A 14,407-nucleotide genomic window follows, 5' to 3' on the forward strand; every position below is an offset into this window, starting at 1 on the left:
TCGTAGGGTGGGCGCCATGACCAGCGAAGCCCTCCGGGCCGCGACGGCCAGGATGCGCAAGGCCGGGGTCGACGAGCTCGCCGTCCGCGTCTTCGCCCGCTACCACGAGCAGCTCGCCGACGACGTGACGGGGACGATCCCCGAGTCGAGCGTCGACCCGCTGCCGGACCCGCCGTCGCTCGAGGACCTCGACCTGACGCCGGAGGCCGTGCGCGAGGCGCTGGCCGGCACCGTCGTCGTCAAGCTCAACGGCGGCCTCGGCACGGGCATGGGCATCCAGGGCCCGAAGTCGGCGCTCGAGGTGCGCGAGGGGCGGACCTTCCTCGACGTCATCGCCGAGCAGGTCCTGGCGCTGCGGCGCGAGCAGGACGTCGAGGTCCCGCTCCTGCTCATGAACTCCTTCCGCACCCGCGACGCCTCGCTCGAGATCCTCCGGCGGCACCCGGGGCTCGAGGTCGACGGGCTGCCGCTCGACTTCCTCCAGAGCAAGGAGCCCAAGCTCCGCGCCGACGACCTCTTCCCGGTCGACCACCCCGCCGACCCCGAGCTCGAGTGGTGCCCGCCCGGCCACGGCGACGTCTTCGTCGCGCTGCGCACGACCGGCCTGCTCGCCGAGCTGCGGCGGCGCGGCTTCCGCCACCTCTTCCTCTCCAACGCCGACAACCTCGGGGCCACGTGCGATGGCGCGGTCCCGGCGTGGATGGCGGCCGAGGGCATCCCCTACGTCGCGGAGATGAGCGCGCGCACCGTCAACGACCGCAAGGGCGGCCAGCTGGTGGTCCGCCACACCGACGGCCGTCTCGTGCTGCGCGACTCGGCCGCCGTGGCCCCGGGGGAGGACGAGTACTTCCAGGACCTCGAGCGCCACCGCTGGTTCCACACGAACAACCTCTGGATCGACCTCGAGGTGCTCACCGAGCGGCTCGACGAGCACGACGGCGTCCTCGGCCTGCCGATCATCGTCAACCGCAAGACCGTCGACCCCACGGACCCCTCGTCCACGCCGGTCGTCCAGGTCGAGTCGGCGATGGGCGCCGCCGTCGAGCTCTTCGACGGCGCGCGCGCGATCGCGGTGCCCCGCAGCCGCTTCCGGCCGGTCAAGACGACCAACGAGCTGCTGCTCATCCGCAGCGACCTCTACCGGCTCGCCACCGACGGCACGGTCGAGGCGGCCACCGACCGTCCCGACCCGTTCGTCGACCTCGGCCCCGCGTACAAGCTGGTCGACGACTTCGAGGCCCGGTTCCCGTCCGGCGCACCGTCGCTGCGCGAGTGCACGAGCCTGCGGGTCGAGGCCGACATCACCTTCGGGGCCGACGTCGTGTGCGTGGGCGACGTGCACCTGTCCGGCGAGGACCGGCACGTCCCGGACGGCGCCCACCTCGGACCGGAGGCCTGATGCGCACCGTCGCCGAGCACCGCGCGGTCGTCCTCTCGCTCGTCGAGCCGCTGCCGGCCGAGCGCGTCGCCGTCGGGTCCGCCCTCGGCCGTGTCCTCGCCGAGGACGCCGTCGCGGCCGTCGACCTCCCCGGCTTCGACAACTCGGCGATGGACGGGTACGCCGTCCGCGCCGCCGACCTCGCCGGCGCCGGCGAGGAGACCCCGGTCGTCCTGCCCGTCGACGGCGACGTCGCCGCCGGCGACACCGCACGGCACGTCCTCGCCCCGGGGCACGCGCTGCGCATCATGACCGGCGCCCCGCTGCCCGAGGGCGCCGACGCCGTCGTGGCCGTCGAGATGACCGACGGTGGCGCGCACCGGGTCTCGGTGCGCCTGGAGCCCGAGGTCGGCCGCCACCTGCGCCACCGCGGGGAGGACGTGCGCACGGGCACCGTCGTGCTGACCGCCGGGACGCGGCTCGGGCCCGGCCACGTCGCGCTCGCCGCGGCGTCCAACGTCGCCGAGGTCGTCGTGCGCCGCCGTCCGCGCGTCACCGTCGTCTCGACCGGCGACGAGCTCGTGCCCGTCGGCGGTCACCTCGAGCACGGGCAGATCGTCGACTCCAACCACCTGATGCTCCGCGCCCTCGTCGAGGCGGCCGGGGCCGAGGTGGCGGCCGGTGTCCACCTGCGCGACGAGGCCGACGCCGTCCGCGCCTTCCTCGCGGCGCCCGACGGCGACCCCGACCTCGTCATCACGACCGGCGGCGTCTCGATGGGCGTCTACGACACCGTCAAGGAGGTGCTGACCGCCGACGGCGGGGTCGAGTTCACCAAGGTCGCGATGCGCCCGGGGATGCCGCAGGGCTGCGGCCGGGTCACCGCCAGCGGCCTGCCCGTCGTCACCCTGCCGGGCAACCCGGTCAGCTCCTTCGTCTCCTTCCACGTGTTCGTCCTGCCCGCGCTGCGCCGCCTGGCCGGGCTCGACCCCGACGACGACGGATCCTTCGAGGCCGTCGCCGGCGCCTCTTGGTCGGCCGCCCCCGGCCGCACGGAGATGACGCGCGTCGTCGAGCGCGACGGCGTGGTCGTCCCCTCGGGCGGCCAGGGCTCGCACGTGCTCGGCGCGCTGGCCGGTGCCACCGCCCTGGCGGTCGTCCCCGCCGACGTCGCGACGGTCGAGGAGGGGCAGGCGCTCCGCTGCCTCCCGCTGCTGGGGCATCATCGGGGCTGTGGCTGACCCCCAGCGCCCGGTGAGCGGGCTGACCCACGTCCGGACCGACGGCACGGCGCACATGGTCGACGTCTCGGCCAAGGCCGTCACGGCCCGTCGCGCCGAGGCCCGCGGACGGGTGCTGCTCTCGGCGGCGGCCGTCGCGGCGCTGCGCGACGGCACGGTCCCCAAGGGCGACGCCCTCGCGGTCGCGCGGATCGCCGGCATCCAGGCGGTCAAGCGCACCCCGGAGCTCGTGCCGCTGGCGCACCCGGTCGCCGTCCACGCCGTCGAGGTCGACCTCGACGTCGTCGACGACGGCGTCGAGATCCGCGCGGAGGCGCGCACGGCGGACCGCACCGGCATCGAGATGGAGGCGCTGACCGCCGTCACCGTCGCCGCGCTCGGCCTCGTCGACATGGTCAAGGCCGTCGACAAGCACGCGCGCATCACCGACGTCCGGGTCACCGCCAAGTCCGGTGGGCGCTCGGGCGACTGGGAGGAGGGCCGATGAGCGACGGACCCGACCTCTCCGGCCGCCGCGCGGCGGTCGTCACGTGCTCGACGCGCGCGGCGCAGGGCGTCTACCCCGACCGGGGCGGCGCCCTGATCGTCGAGGCGCTGCGCGGGTGGGGCATGCAGGTCGCCGAGCCGCGGGTCGTCCCGGACGGCCCGGCCGTCGCCGAGGCGCTCGCCCGGGCGCTGGCCGACGGCCCCGACCTGCTCCTCACCACCGGCGGGACCGGGCTGACGCCGACCGACGGCACGCCGGAGGCCACCCGCCCGCTGCTCGACCGCGAGGTGCCCGGGCTCGCCGAGGCGCTGCGCTCGCGCGGTGTGGCGCAGGGGGTCCCGACCGCGGTGCTGTCACGGGGGCTCGCCGGCCTCGCGGGGCGCACGCTCGTCGTCAACCTGCCGGGCTCGAGCGGCGGGGTGCGCGACGCCCTGGCCGTGCTCGCCGAGGTCCTCCCGCACGCCCTCGACCAGGTCCGCGGGAGCGACCACTGATGTGGCGCCGGCTGCGGCGCGCGGAGGGGGGCGCGCCGGTGGCCGGGGCACCACCGGAGTGGGTGTGGCCGCTGCGGCTCGCGGGCACCACGCCGACCGGCACGGAGGTCCTGATGCGCCCGCTCGTCCGCGAGGACGGGCCGGTCTTCCAGTCCGTCCGCCGGGCGAACGCGGCCTGGCTCGAGCCGTGGGACGCGACGTCGCCGGACCCCGACGCGCCGGCGCGCACGTTCGACGAGCTCGTCTCCACCTACGAGGCCGACGCCGCCGCCGGGCGCTCGCTGCCGCTCGCGCTCGAGTCCGGGGGGCGCCTCGTCGGCCAGGTCAACGTCGGCACGGTCGTCTTCGGGTCCTTCCGCTCGTGCACGGTCGGCTACTGGGTGAGCCGAGCGGTCGCCGGCCAGATGGTCGTGCCCACCGCCGTCGCGCTCGTCGGCGACCACCTCCTGCGCCGGGTCGGGCTGCACCGCCTCGAGATCAACATCCGGCCCGAGAACACGGCGAGTCTCGCGGTCGTGCGCAAGCTCGGGTTCCGGTCCGAGGGACGGCGACCCAGGTACCTCCACATCGACGGCGAGTGGCGCGACCACCTCGCCTTCGCGCTCACCGTCGAGGACCTCGGCGGCGAGCCCCTCACGGCCCGGCTCGCCCGGATCACGGCGACGGAACAGCCGTCACAGCAGTCACTTCCGCGACACACCGACCCGGGTGCGGAATCCTGAGGCCGCGCGCACCTACCGTCGGACCGTGCGGTCCCCGTCGAGCCTGATCTTCCTCGTCCTCCTCGGGGTCTGGGCTGCCTACTTCGTGCAGTACTGGATCCGTCGGCGCGACCACCTCTCGACCGCCCGTTCGGTCGAGCAGTTCAGCGCCGCCATGCGCGTCCTCGAGCGTCGCGCGCCGATTCCTCGCACCGACCTCTCGGACCCGGCGCCGCGCACCTACGCGGTGCACCCTGCGCGCCCGACCCGGCCCGAGGTCGTCGTCAAGCGGGCCGCGGCCGCCGAGGGTGGTTCTGCCCGACCGGTGCCCGCCGCGCCGCGTCCGCGCACCGCGCCCGTCGTGCACCAGGGCGCCCCGCGCCGGGTGCGCGCTCTCGCGCTGCTCGCCGCCTTCGCCGTCCTCCTCGTCACGGGCCCCCTCGCCGCGTTCTCGGTCCTCGCCGGCTGGGTGCCGGCCCTCGTCGGCATCGCGCTGCTCGCCGCCTTCGGCTGGGTCCGCGCCGGCGTGCGCGCCGAGCAGGCCGCCCGGTCCGCCCGCCGCCGCCGCGACGCCGAGGAGGCCCGCCGGCGTGCGAGCGCCGCTCCCGCCACCGCCGGTGCCCGCCGCCGCCTGGCCGCCGCGCAGGGCCGCCCGGCCGTCCCGGCCGCCCGCGCCACGGCGTCCGCCGCGCGTCCGGCCGCTCCGGCCGAGGTCGCTCCGACGGAGCAGGACGCCGGCGCACAGGCGCCGGTCGTCGCCCCTCCCGCCGCGGAGGCCGACCCGCAGCCCGTCACGGCGGACGAGCCCGTGGCCGAGGTCGCCCCCGAGCCGGAGCCCCAGCCGCAGCCGCAGCTGGAGTACGTGCACCTCGTCGACGAGGACGACATCCCGCTCACCTGGGAGCCCGTGCCGGTCCCGCGCCCCACGTACACGATGAAGGCCAAGGCCGAGCGTCCCGCGGTCGCCCCCGCCGCGACGGCCCCCGAGGCCGCCCCGGTCGAGGCACCGGCCCGCGAGGACGACCTGCAGCAGCGCCGCGCCGCCGGCGCCTGAGGCCCCCCTCCGGGCGCCCAGCCCGGGCCCCCGTCTTCACACACCTTCGGGGAAGGAACGACGGCACCCGGTCGACTCCCGGACGCGTGTGAACCCGCCGGAAGACACCGGCGGGTTCACACGCGTTCGTGCTGAGGGGGGTCAGTCCTCGTCGGGCTGGGACTCCGGCGGCGCGTCCCGGCCGAGGCGTCGGGCCTCGGACTCGGCGGCGTTGCGCTCGGCGCGGTCGGCCGCCTCGTCGCCGAGCACGGCGCGGGCGGTCATGTCCTCGTCGTGGTCGACGTCCTGAGCCGGTGACTCGGGGTTGTCGAGGAGGTGGTGCCCGACCGCATTGAGCACGGCCACGGTCGGGACGGCGATGAGGCCGCCGATGATGCCCGCGAGGATGAGCCCCGCGGCGATGGCGAGGATGACGGCGAGCGGGTGCAGGCTCATGGCCCGGCCGATGAGCAGCGGCTGGAGCAGGTGGCTCTCCATCTGCTGCACGCCGATGACGATGGCGAGCATGATGAGGGCCTTGACCGGGCCGAGCGCGACGAGGGCGAGCAGCACCGCGACCGCCCCGGAGACCGCGGCTCCGACGATCGGGATGAACGCCCCGAAGAAGACGAGCAGGGCGATGCCCGAGGCGAACGGCACGCCGAGGATCGCGGCACCGACGCCGATGCCGATGGCGTCGGCCGCAGCGACGAAGATCGTTGCGCGCGTGAAGGCGGCCAGCTGGCCCCACGCGATGATCCCCGAGGAGTGGACGCGCTCGCGGGCGCCACGGGGCGAGAGCCGCACGACCCAGCCCCAGATGCCGGCGCCGTCGTAGAGGAAGAAGAAGAGGGTGAACAGGGCGAGGAAGAACCCCGTCAGGAGGTGGCCCACGGTGAGGCCGGCGGCCGCTGCGGTGTCGCCGATGCCGGCGGAGCTCATCGACTCACGGGCCCTGGCGATGTAGTCGGTCAGCTGCGTGTCGGTGATGCCGAAGGTCGTCTGCACCCAGCTGCGCACCTGCTCGATGCCGTCGGTGACCTTGGTCGTGATGTCTCCGAGCTGGCTGGTCAGCTGCGAGCCGACGAACGAGATGAGCCCGAAGACGACACCCATCGTGCCGATGACCGTGACGAACGCCGCGAGGCCGCGGGGCAGGGCCCGCGCGAGGAAGTTGTGCACCGGGTGCAGCAGGGCGCTGAGCAGCAGCGAGACGACGATCGGGATGACGACCTCGGACAGCACCGTGGTCAGCCAGAGGACGACCCCGAGCGCCGCGCCGATGACGATGCCGCGCCAGGCCCACTCGCTGGCCGTGCGCACCCCCAGCGGGACGCCCCACTCGGCGCGTCCCCGGGGGTCGTGGGCGGTGAGGGGCTCGACACCCGTCACGGGCAGGCTCCTCGGCAGGTCGCTGGGCCCACCGCTGGTGGTGGGGCGGCCGGGCCGGGGGAGTCTCATGCGTCGACTCTAGGGGGTCGTGGAGGGCTCGAACCCGCCGCGCCACCCTCGACGACCAGCCCCGACGCCGCCCTCGCCGCCGGCCGTCGCCACGGGGGCGGGCCGGTTTCGGGCGACGGGTCCGACGGTGTTATCGTTTCTCCGCACTCGGGGCTGTGGCGCAGTTGGTAGCGCGTCTCGTTCGCAATGAGAAGGTCAGGGGTTCGAATCCCCTCAGCTCCACCCGACGGGAACCCCGTCCGACCAGCATGAACGTGGCTGATCGGGCGGGGTTTCGTCGTTGTCATTGGTGCCCGACCTCGGTTCGTGTACCCCCCGTGTACCCCGGGGCGTTCAGACGGTCCAAACCTGCGCGGTCGGCGGGGGTGCCGAGGTGGTGCAGGTAGAGGTTCGTGGTTGCGATCGAGGCGTGGCCCATCCAGGCCTGCACGGTGCTCGGATCGACACCGCGGGCGAGCCACAGGCAGGCCGCGGTGTGCCGCAGGTCGTGGATTCGGCGGCCGCGGGCGACGACCGACCAGTCGAGGGTGCGCTCGACCGCCGTCGCGTGCAGCACGTGGCCGGTGGCGGTGACGAACAGCGGCGCGTCCGCCTGTCGCCCGGCGGCCATGGCCCTCACCAGGGGGAGCACCCGATCGGCGACCGGGACCCGTCGGGACCGGCCGGACTTGGTCGTCTTCACCTGCACGCCCTCGGGCGCGGCGCGCTGGACGACCAGGGCCGGCATCGGCACCTCGACGAAGTCACGCACCCCGCACCGCCCGCAGCTCGGACCACCGCAGCCCGGTCCACCCAGCGACCAGCATGACGTCGGCAAGCTGCTGGTCTCGGGCGGCGGCGAGCTGGTGCACCTGCTCGAGCTCGTCCTCGCTGAACAGGTACATCTCGACGCGGGGGCCGCCGGAGCGGGGCACCAGGGTGCGGAGGACCGGGTTGGTCAGGATGAGCCGCTCGCGCACCGCCCACGCGAAGAACGAGGACAGCGAGGCCCGGAACCGGCGGACCGAGGCCTCGGCGAGGCCGTCCTTGGTGAGGCCGACCAGGGCCCGGGTCACCTCGCGGTCGGTGACGGCGTTCACCGACAGGGCGGCGAGGGAGTGGGGCACGAGCCTGAGCAAGGCCCGGTCCGAGACGTAGGTCTTGCGGGACACCGCGTGCTGGCGCTCCTCGAGCCATACCGGCAGGAGTGCGCGCACGGTGGCCCGGCCGGCGCGTGGGTCGACTCCGCCGGCGAGGGCGGCCCGCTCCCGGGCGAGCCAGGCCAGTGCGTCCCGCTTCGTGGCGAAGGATCGGCTCGCCGCGTAGACCCGGCCGACCTTGAGCACGGCACGGAACTTGCCCGAGGGCAGCTTGATGACGGTCACCGCGACATCCGCTCGATCCAGGCCGCGACGTGCCGCCGCTGGTAACGCGGCATCCGGGCACTGAGCCAGGTCACCCGCGGCCCGGTCCCGGTCTGTCGCCAGCGGCACACGGTCGAGGCGTCCACGTGCAGGAGCTCGGCGACCTCGCCGGTGGTCATCATGATCGGCAGGCCGTCGGGTCGCAGATCCGGTTCGTTCGTCGTCGTCATCCCTCTCACCCCTTCCCAGTGTCGGACGATCAGGCGCTCTGTGTCTCGCGTCGTGCACAGGCTCGGCGCCGGGCGTACTCGCGCGCCCGGGCGGCTGCGGCGGTGGCCAGGGCTGTCTCGCCGGCGTTGGCCCAGCCGCTGCCGGCGTACGCCCAGGACCCGATGACCAGCGTCGCCTCGTCGGTGTCGTCGGCGAGCAGCTCGGCCTCGAGGTCGCGCAGGTCGACTGTCGTGCCGGCGCGCGCGGCCGTGGCGATGTGGATCTGGGCTCGTTGCCTGGCCCGGCGCAGTCGCCCGAGCGTGACGGAGTAGCGGCGGGACTTGGTCGAGAAGTGGCCCCGAAAGCCGAGGGTGTGCGCCCACCGGCCCAGAAGCAGGTACGGGCTGTTGGGGTCCTGGGCCGCGCCGGCCTGGGCGGCCAGGCGCTGGGCGATGGCGTGCAGCCGCCGCAGGTGGGGGTTGTCGCGGGTCTCGGTGTCGGTCGCGGACTTGGTCGCGTACTTGGCCAGATAGCCGGCGACCTGCTCGGCGCTGAGCGGGCCATCGGGGTCGTCCGTGCGCCGGGAGGCGCGAACTACACGGGTGTCGACCTGTGCGCCGAACGCCAGCACCAGGGTGGTGCCGTCCGGGGTGACCGGGGCTGCGGCGAGGGTGACCTCGGCGGCGACCTGTTCGACGACCTCGGAGAGAAGGCCGGCGGTGACCTCACTCGGGGCTGGGGCGAAACCGTCGCCTGCCTGTGGGCCGTCGAGGCGGATCAGGGCGTGGAAGTGCACGGCGCCGCGGACCTGGTACTCGGCGACCTTGGCGTACTGCAGGCTCGCGATGTCGCCCAGGTCGGCCCCGAGCAACTGCGCCAGGCGGCGCTTGAGGGCGATGGTGAAGCGGCGCCACAGCTCAGGCGCCCACCACTGCCAGAGCACGTGCGACTCGTAGTCGTAGCAGTCCGCGCACAGCGGCTGCCCGAGCTGCGGGTCGTCGAGTTGGTGCACCTCGAAGCAGGCCGTGGGCCGCCCGTGCTCGCAGCATGCCGCTGGACCTGCGCGGGGCCGGCAGCGGCGGTGAGCACGGCGGCCGTGGACCGCACCGAAGGAGGGCGCGGTCAGCGTCGCGAACACCAGGGGGTTCTCGGCGACCGACTCCGGCACGCCCTTGCCGCCGGCCACCCCGGCCCGGATCAGATGGAAGGTGTCCGCTGCGTACAGCCGAGAGCACGACGGGCACCGGTCGGCTCGACGGTTGCCGCACCGCACGAACGTGACCCCACCGGGCTCGTCGGACGAGGCGTACTGGCGAACCACCTCGCCGCTGGTGCGGTCGACGGTGAGCGAGCTCCCGACCAGCCGGACCGGGCTGCTGCAGAACCCGACCCGGGCCGCGGCCGACGCCCACTCGTCAAGGTCCGCGGACTGCAGCCGTTCCATCACTTGGGCGTGGGTGAGGGCATCGGTGCCGGGCAGGCCGCCCCAGTCAGGGCTCAGGGCACCGGCGTCGACGACGGCATCCCAGACCTCGCTGACCTTCGCGCGCGCCATGTCGGCCACCCCCTTCCCGGAAGGGTGTGCCGGATGACTAGTGCGACCCGTCACCCGGCACACCCGGTCCTGGGCGGCCAATCACCGACGTCTCGAGCCCCTGGGATCGCTCAGGAGACGGAAGCGGGCTCAGCACGGGGTTGAGTTCGATGTCCGGCGTCTCAAAGGTGGTCCGGCCGCTGGCCGGGTGGGGAGCCGACTCCCAAGGGCGCTGCTCGTGTCGCGTGGGTTGCGCTGTGTCCGCTCCCACCAAGGTGACAGCGCGGCATCCGTTCGTTCCACTAGAAGTCGAACTAGGACACACCGGCAGGACACTGACGCCACGAAGGCGGAAGGGGAGGATGTCCGCGTGACCAGACTCGTTACGTGGTGGATCGGCTTGGCCGCCTCGGTCGTGCTCGTCGTTGCTGCCCTCGCGAGCCAGTCCGGCACCTGCGTGGATTCTGCCAATGCCGCCGCCTCATCCTGCAGAAGTGGTGGCTCCGGCGGGCTACTCCTGCTCGGGGTGGCCGCCATGGCACTGTCGGTATGGATGTTGAGGCGTACCTACCGGACCCAGCGTCTCAGCGGGCCGCGGAGATAACGAAGTTCCGAGCCAAAGCGCTATCCGCGGCAGGAGCGCCTTCCCTCTCCGCGGCATATCCGGACGTTGAAAGACACGTCCAAGCGGCCCTGAGTCGCATGAATAGCGGGCGCGGTTGTAGCCAGACTTGGGGCGTAGCTCGAGTTTTCCGTCGGCGTCGTCGAGTTGCGTCACGGACTAACCTTCCGGGGTGCCTCTCAACCCCGAGCAGCAGCAACTGGTCGACCAATGGCTCCCCGGGGCCTGCATCGTTGCCGACCTCAGTTGGGGCTTGGTCGACACCACCGTTCTACATCTGCGCTGGGCCAAGGGCGAGGTCATCGTGAAGGCTGCAGGCCCGAAGAACCACCATTTGTGGCGGGAGATCACCGGGCACCTGGAGTTCACGGCCCCGTGGCTGAGTGAAGGCCGGGTCGGCCGCCTGCTCCGCCACAACCGCGACCTCAACGTCCTCGTCCTCGAATACCTACCCGGGGTCCTGGCGGACGGCACGAGCGCGGCGACCGACCCGGAGACTCATCGGCAGGCTGGTGCACTACTTGCCGCGTTGCACAGGCAAGCATCGAGGATCGATGACCAGTACGAGACCCAGATGGATGCCCGCGCGCTGCGATGGCTGGATGGCGATCACCGCATCGACCCGCGCACCGAGGCGCGCGTTCGAGAGGTCATCGCCGGCCATGACCGACCGCCGGCGGTGCTCGTTCCCACACATGGCGACTGGCAGCCACGTAACTGGCTGGTCGACGGTGGCTGTGTTCTTGTTATCGACCTCGGTCGGGCCGACTGGCGCCCAGCCCTCACGGATCTGGCGCGGCTAAGCCGGCAACAGTGGGACGGCCGGACCGACCTCGAGGCCGCCTTCCTCGCCGGCTATGGTGCCGACCCGCGTGAGCCAGGTGCTTGGCGTCGGACGCTGCTTCGCGAAGCAATCGGCACCGCATGCTGGGCCTACCAGGTCGGCGACGAACCGTTCGAACAGCAGGGTCATCGGATGCTGCTGCAGTGCCTGGCTATGGCACCTTGACGCGGGCCCAGGGTCGCTGGTGAACCGAACGGGCGCCAGGTCGCGCTGAGACACAGGTACAGCCTCCCGCTCAAGAAGGTCCCTCAAGGGCCTTGTTCTGGGGAAATGCGTGGCTGCGTCCCTCTTCGCGGCAAATGAGGAAGCTTTTCGCAACGGGGCCCGCGAATCACAGAATGGGAACTGCTGCGGATGCAATTCATTCGAGGCGCCCGCACCCAACGTCCACGGTAGGCCTCAACCAATGACTGACCGTCAAGATTCAGTGCCTGAGTTCCCCCGGCGCGGTTCGCCGCATGACGGGACTTCTAAGGCGGCGTTTCAGGTGGTGGCCGGTCGGCTGGGCGCGTCATTGCCGTTGATCGGGTGCTCAGGGATTGACCGAGCCGAGTGATGGCTTGGGTCAGGATCTGCGGGTTGGTTGCGAAGTTCAGGCGGACATGGTCTTGCCCGCCCGTTCCGAAGACATGCCCTGAGCTCAGCGCGACTCGGGCGTGGTCGAGGAAGTAGCGGGCGGGACCGGATAGGTCGCTCACGATTGCCGGCCCGTGAGGCGCCGGCTCGGTGGTCAGGCGCAGCGGGCTGCAGTCGATCCAGGCCAGGTAGGTGCTCTCGGGTCGCAGGTGGTCAACGGTAGGGAGGTGCTCGTGGAGCAGTTTGGCGAGGAGGTCGCGGTTGGCGGTGAGGTCAACCAGGAGGTCGTCCAGCCACTCGCTCGCGTCACGGAAGGCGGCGGTGTGGGCGATGACACCCAGGTGGCTGGGTCCGTGGCTGATCTCCTCGGGCATCCGCGCCAGGTCGGTGGCCGCGGTGGGTCCGGCTACCACGACCGCGGCCTTGAGGCCGGCCAGGTTCCAGGCCTTGGTTGCGGAGAACAGCGCGAAGGCGTCGTCGGACCCGTCGACGCTGAGGTACGGGGTGAAGGTGGCGCCGTCCAGGACCAGCGGGGCGTGGATCTCGTCGGAGATGACTCGCACGCCGTGCAGCTGGGCCAGTGCGGCGACGCACTCCAGCTCGGTGCGAGTGTGCGCGACCCCGGTGGGGTTGTGCGGGTTGGACATGAGGAAGACGGGGTTCGAACACGCGACGCGCGCCCGCCGGAAGGCGACGTCGAGGTTGTCGATGTCCAGGCGCCCGTCGGGGGTCAGCGGCGCCTCGGCGATCCGTCGGTCGGCGTGGGTGACGAAGGCGAAGAACGGCGCGTAGACCGGCGGACACACCACGACGACGTCGCGCGGTTGAGTGATCAGGCGCAGGATCTCCACGACCCCCGCCATCACGTCGGGTACCACTGCGGTGTGCGCCACGTCCAGGCCGCGCCACGACCAGCGCCGTGCTGCGAAGTCGCTGACGGCCTCGGCGTACCGGGTGCCGGTCGCGTACCCGGTGTCGCCACGTCCGATGGCCTCCTCCAACGCCGTGGCGATTTGCGGCGCCAGTAGCACGTCCATCTCGGCCACCCACAGCGGCAGCACGTCCTCTGGATGAGTGCGCCATTTCATGCTGGTGCGCTGCCGCAGGTCGTCCAGGGACAGCTGGGTCAGGGGGCTTGCTGGGGCAGTGGTGGTCTCGCTCATGCTCAGCAACCGTACGCATATTCTCGGACCAAGTGTTTGCCTTCTTGGCGCGAACGACCGGGTGTATAGATAGGTTCGTGACCATTGACGCCATTGACCGCAAGATTCTTGCTGTGCTGCAGTCGGATGGGCGGATCACGGTGACTGACCTCGCCCGGCAGGTGAACCTCAGCGTCTCGCGATGCCTGCGCCGGCTGCGCGAGCTGGAGTCTGCCGCCGTGATCCTCGGCTACCGCGCGGAGGTGGACGGCGATGCCCTCGACGTCGGGTTCGAGGCCCTGCTGTTCGTCACCCTGCAGGACGTCAGCCGCCTTGACGAGTTCGACGAGCAGCTCGCGGCCATCCCCAACGTCGTGGAAGCCCAACGTCTGTTCGGAGAACCCGACTGCCTGATCCGGGTGGTCACCAAGGACCTCGCCTCCTACCAGCAGCTCTACGAGCAGCGACTCAGCCGCCTGCCGGGTGTCCAGCGGATCAGTTCCACGATCATCATCAAGGACGTCGTCCCCCGTCGCCCCCTGCCAACCTGACCACTGTGGTGACGTCCTTATCCGGACACGGCCCACCCGGGGGCGAACCTGGCGCCTTTGGTTTGGGGAAGCCCTGACCGGCGAGTCCGCCGCCGCCGCGTGAGCGGGAGCGTGGGTCAGTAGACGGTGTAGCCGCCGTCGATGACCAGGACGCTCCCGGTGATGAAGCTGACGGCGTCCGAGGCGAGGAAGACCACCGATGGGCTCACCTCGTCGGGCGTGGCGGTCCAGTTCAAGCGGGCGCGGGATTCTCCTCGACGGGTCGAAGGGCCACTACGGCGGCCAGGATCAGCGCGCCACCCAGCAGCGCCGCTGGGGGCAGTCGCTCGTCGAGCAGCACCGCGGCGAGGAGCGCCGCCGACAAGGGCTCGACGAGCGTGGCCACTGTTGCGGCCGAGCCCGAGGTCGTTCGCAGCCCCGCGTACAACAGGCCGTAGGACACAGCCATCGTCGCCACTCCCAGGTACACCAGGAGCAGCAGGGAGGTTGGGTCCGCGCTGGCGACCGGCTGGTTGGTCACCGCAGCGATGACCAGGAACGGGAGAAGTGCGACGGCACCGATCGTGGTGGCGCACGTGGTTAGGGCCACGGGGTCCACCCGCTGGGCCAAGGTATGCCCGAGAACGGTGGTCGCGGCGTAGGTCGCACCGGCCGCGACGGAAAGCACCAGTCCTAGCGTCGTCGTGTCGTTGCCCTCCCTGGCGGGTCCGTGCCCGGCGGTGAGACTGATCAAGACCAGTCCGACGAGCGCAGCCGCGAGCACGGCCACCTCTCGCAGGGACGGGGGGGG

At 72.4% G+C, this 14,407-nt stretch carries 16 protein-coding genes and 1 tRNA gene; 9 read left to right on the top strand and 8 right to left on the bottom strand.

All coding sequences use genetic code 11. The features are described from left to right. The first annotated feature begins 16 nt into the window (after window positions 1-16). Genes IG69_RS0113470 through IG69_RS20340 form a run of 6 tightly spaced genes read left to right on the top strand, consistent with a single transcriptional unit; the run spans window position 17 to window position 5,355 of the window. A complete protein-coding gene (locus IG69_RS0113470) occupies window positions 17-1,399 on the top strand; it encodes a UTP--glucose-1-phosphate uridylyltransferase (protein ID WP_030528691.1) in 1,383 nt (460 codons plus the stop codon). Next, window positions 1,399-2,619 carry a molybdopterin molybdotransferase MoeA gene (locus IG69_RS0113475; protein WP_030528692.1) on the top strand — a complete coding sequence of 407 codons (1,221 nt, stop codon included), beginning with the start codon at window positions 1,399-1,401 and terminating at the stop codon, window positions 2,617-2,619. The genes IG69_RS0113470 and IG69_RS0113475 overlap by 1 nt, the downstream gene beginning before the upstream one ends. Then, entirely contained in the window at window positions 2,612-3,106 is a 495-nt protein-coding gene (moaC, locus tag IG69_RS0113480; protein WP_281174738.1) for a cyclic pyranopterin monophosphate synthase MoaC, read from the top strand. Before IG69_RS0113475 ends, moaC begins: the two co-directional genes overlap by 8 nt. Next, entirely contained in the window at window positions 3,103-3,600 is a 498-nt protein-coding gene (locus IG69_RS0113485) for a MogA/MoaB family molybdenum cofactor biosynthesis protein (RefSeq protein WP_030528694.1), read from the top strand. Before moaC ends, IG69_RS0113485 begins: the two co-directional genes overlap by 4 nt. A gap of 38 nt (window positions 3,601-3,638) precedes the next feature. Further along, on the top strand, window positions 3,639-4,322 hold the full coding sequence (locus IG69_RS20335) for a GNAT family N-acetyltransferase (protein ID WP_030528695.1): 684 nt from the start codon (window positions 3,639-3,641) through the stop codon (window positions 4,320-4,322). Between the two features lie 25 nt (window positions 4,323-4,347). Continuing rightward, window positions 4,348-5,355, top strand: coding sequence for a hypothetical protein (locus tag IG69_RS20340; protein ID WP_036830038.1), 1,008 nt, complete (start codon window positions 4,348-4,350; stop codon window positions 5,353-5,355). A 141-nt stretch (window positions 5,356-5,496) separates the two neighbouring features. Here the strand turns inward: IG69_RS20340 and IG69_RS0113500 are convergent, their stop codons facing one another. Continuing rightward, window positions 5,497-6,795: an AI-2E family transporter gene (locus IG69_RS0113500; RefSeq protein ID WP_084696803.1), complete on the bottom strand. Its 1,299-nt coding sequence runs from the start codon at window positions 6,793-6,795 to the stop codon at window positions 5,497-5,499. 149 nt (window positions 6,796-6,944) lie between these two features. Here IG69_RS0113500 and IG69_RS0113505 point away from each other — a divergent pair. Further along, window positions 6,945-7,017: transfer RNA gene (locus IG69_RS0113505), tRNA-Ala, on the top strand. 61 nt (window positions 7,018-7,078) lie between these two features. On the opposite strand, the gene IG69_RS22755 is transcribed toward IG69_RS0113505, so the two are convergent. The 4 genes from IG69_RS22755 to IG69_RS0113530 are packed head-to-tail and all read right to left on the bottom strand — an operon-like array spanning window position 7,079 to window position 9,903. Beyond that, window positions 7,079-7,546 carry a tyrosine-type recombinase/integrase gene (locus tag IG69_RS22755; RefSeq protein ID WP_051750559.1) on the bottom strand — a complete coding sequence of 156 codons (468 nt, stop codon included), beginning with the start codon at window positions 7,544-7,546 and terminating at the stop codon, window positions 7,079-7,081. Continuing rightward, a complete protein-coding gene (locus tag IG69_RS22760; RefSeq protein ID WP_030528698.1) occupies window positions 7,539-8,159 on the bottom strand; it encodes a site-specific integrase in 621 nt (206 codons plus the stop codon). The genes IG69_RS22755 and IG69_RS22760 overlap by 8 nt, the downstream gene beginning before the upstream one ends. Next, entirely contained in the window at window positions 8,156-8,368 is a 213-nt protein-coding gene (locus IG69_RS20345) for a helix-turn-helix transcriptional regulator (protein ID WP_036830041.1), read from the bottom strand. The genes IG69_RS22760 and IG69_RS20345 overlap by 4 nt, the downstream gene beginning before the upstream one ends. A 29-nt stretch (window positions 8,369-8,397) precedes the next feature. Next, window positions 8,398-9,903 (bottom strand): replication initiator, encoded by a 1,506-nt coding sequence (locus IG69_RS0113530; RefSeq protein WP_051750560.1) that lies wholly within the window; start codon window positions 9,901-9,903, stop codon window positions 8,398-8,400. A gap of 773 nt (window positions 9,904-10,676) precedes the next feature. On the opposite strand from IG69_RS0113530, the gene IG69_RS0113540 reads away from it, so the two are divergent. Then, window positions 10,677-11,513 carry a phosphotransferase gene (locus IG69_RS0113540; protein ID WP_030528701.1) on the top strand — a complete coding sequence of 279 codons (837 nt, stop codon included), beginning with the start codon at window positions 10,677-10,679 and terminating at the stop codon, window positions 11,511-11,513. A gap of 305 nt (window positions 11,514-11,818) precedes the next feature. Here the strand turns inward: IG69_RS0113540 and IG69_RS0113545 are convergent, their stop codons facing one another. Then, a complete protein-coding gene (locus IG69_RS0113545; protein WP_051750561.1) occupies window positions 11,819-13,087 on the bottom strand; it encodes a MalY/PatB family protein in 1,269 nt (422 codons plus the stop codon). 77 nt (window positions 13,088-13,164) lie between these two features. Between IG69_RS0113545 and IG69_RS0113550 the strand changes: the two genes are divergently transcribed. After that, window positions 13,165-13,617, top strand: coding sequence for an Lrp/AsnC family transcriptional regulator (locus IG69_RS0113550; protein WP_342666165.1), 453 nt, complete (start codon window positions 13,165-13,167; stop codon window positions 13,615-13,617). Between the two features lie 116 nt (window positions 13,618-13,733). Here IG69_RS0113550 and IG69_RS22765 read toward each other — a convergent pair whose 3' ends face one another. After that, window positions 13,734-13,853, bottom strand: a complete 120-nt coding sequence (locus tag IG69_RS22765; protein ID WP_342666166.1) for an SDR family oxidoreductase — start codon at window positions 13,851-13,853, stop codon at window positions 13,734-13,736. Beyond that, on the bottom strand, window positions 13,850-14,407 hold a 558-nt coding region (locus IG69_RS21705; protein ID WP_036830137.1), incomplete at its 5' end, for a DMT family transporter. The genes IG69_RS22765 and IG69_RS21705, both read right to left, overlap by 4 nt.

The organism is Phycicoccus jejuensis (genome assembly GCF_000720925.1).
In the GTDB taxonomy this organism is placed as follows: domain Bacteria; phylum Actinomycetota; class Actinomycetes; order Actinomycetales; family Dermatophilaceae; genus Phycicoccus; species Phycicoccus jejuensis.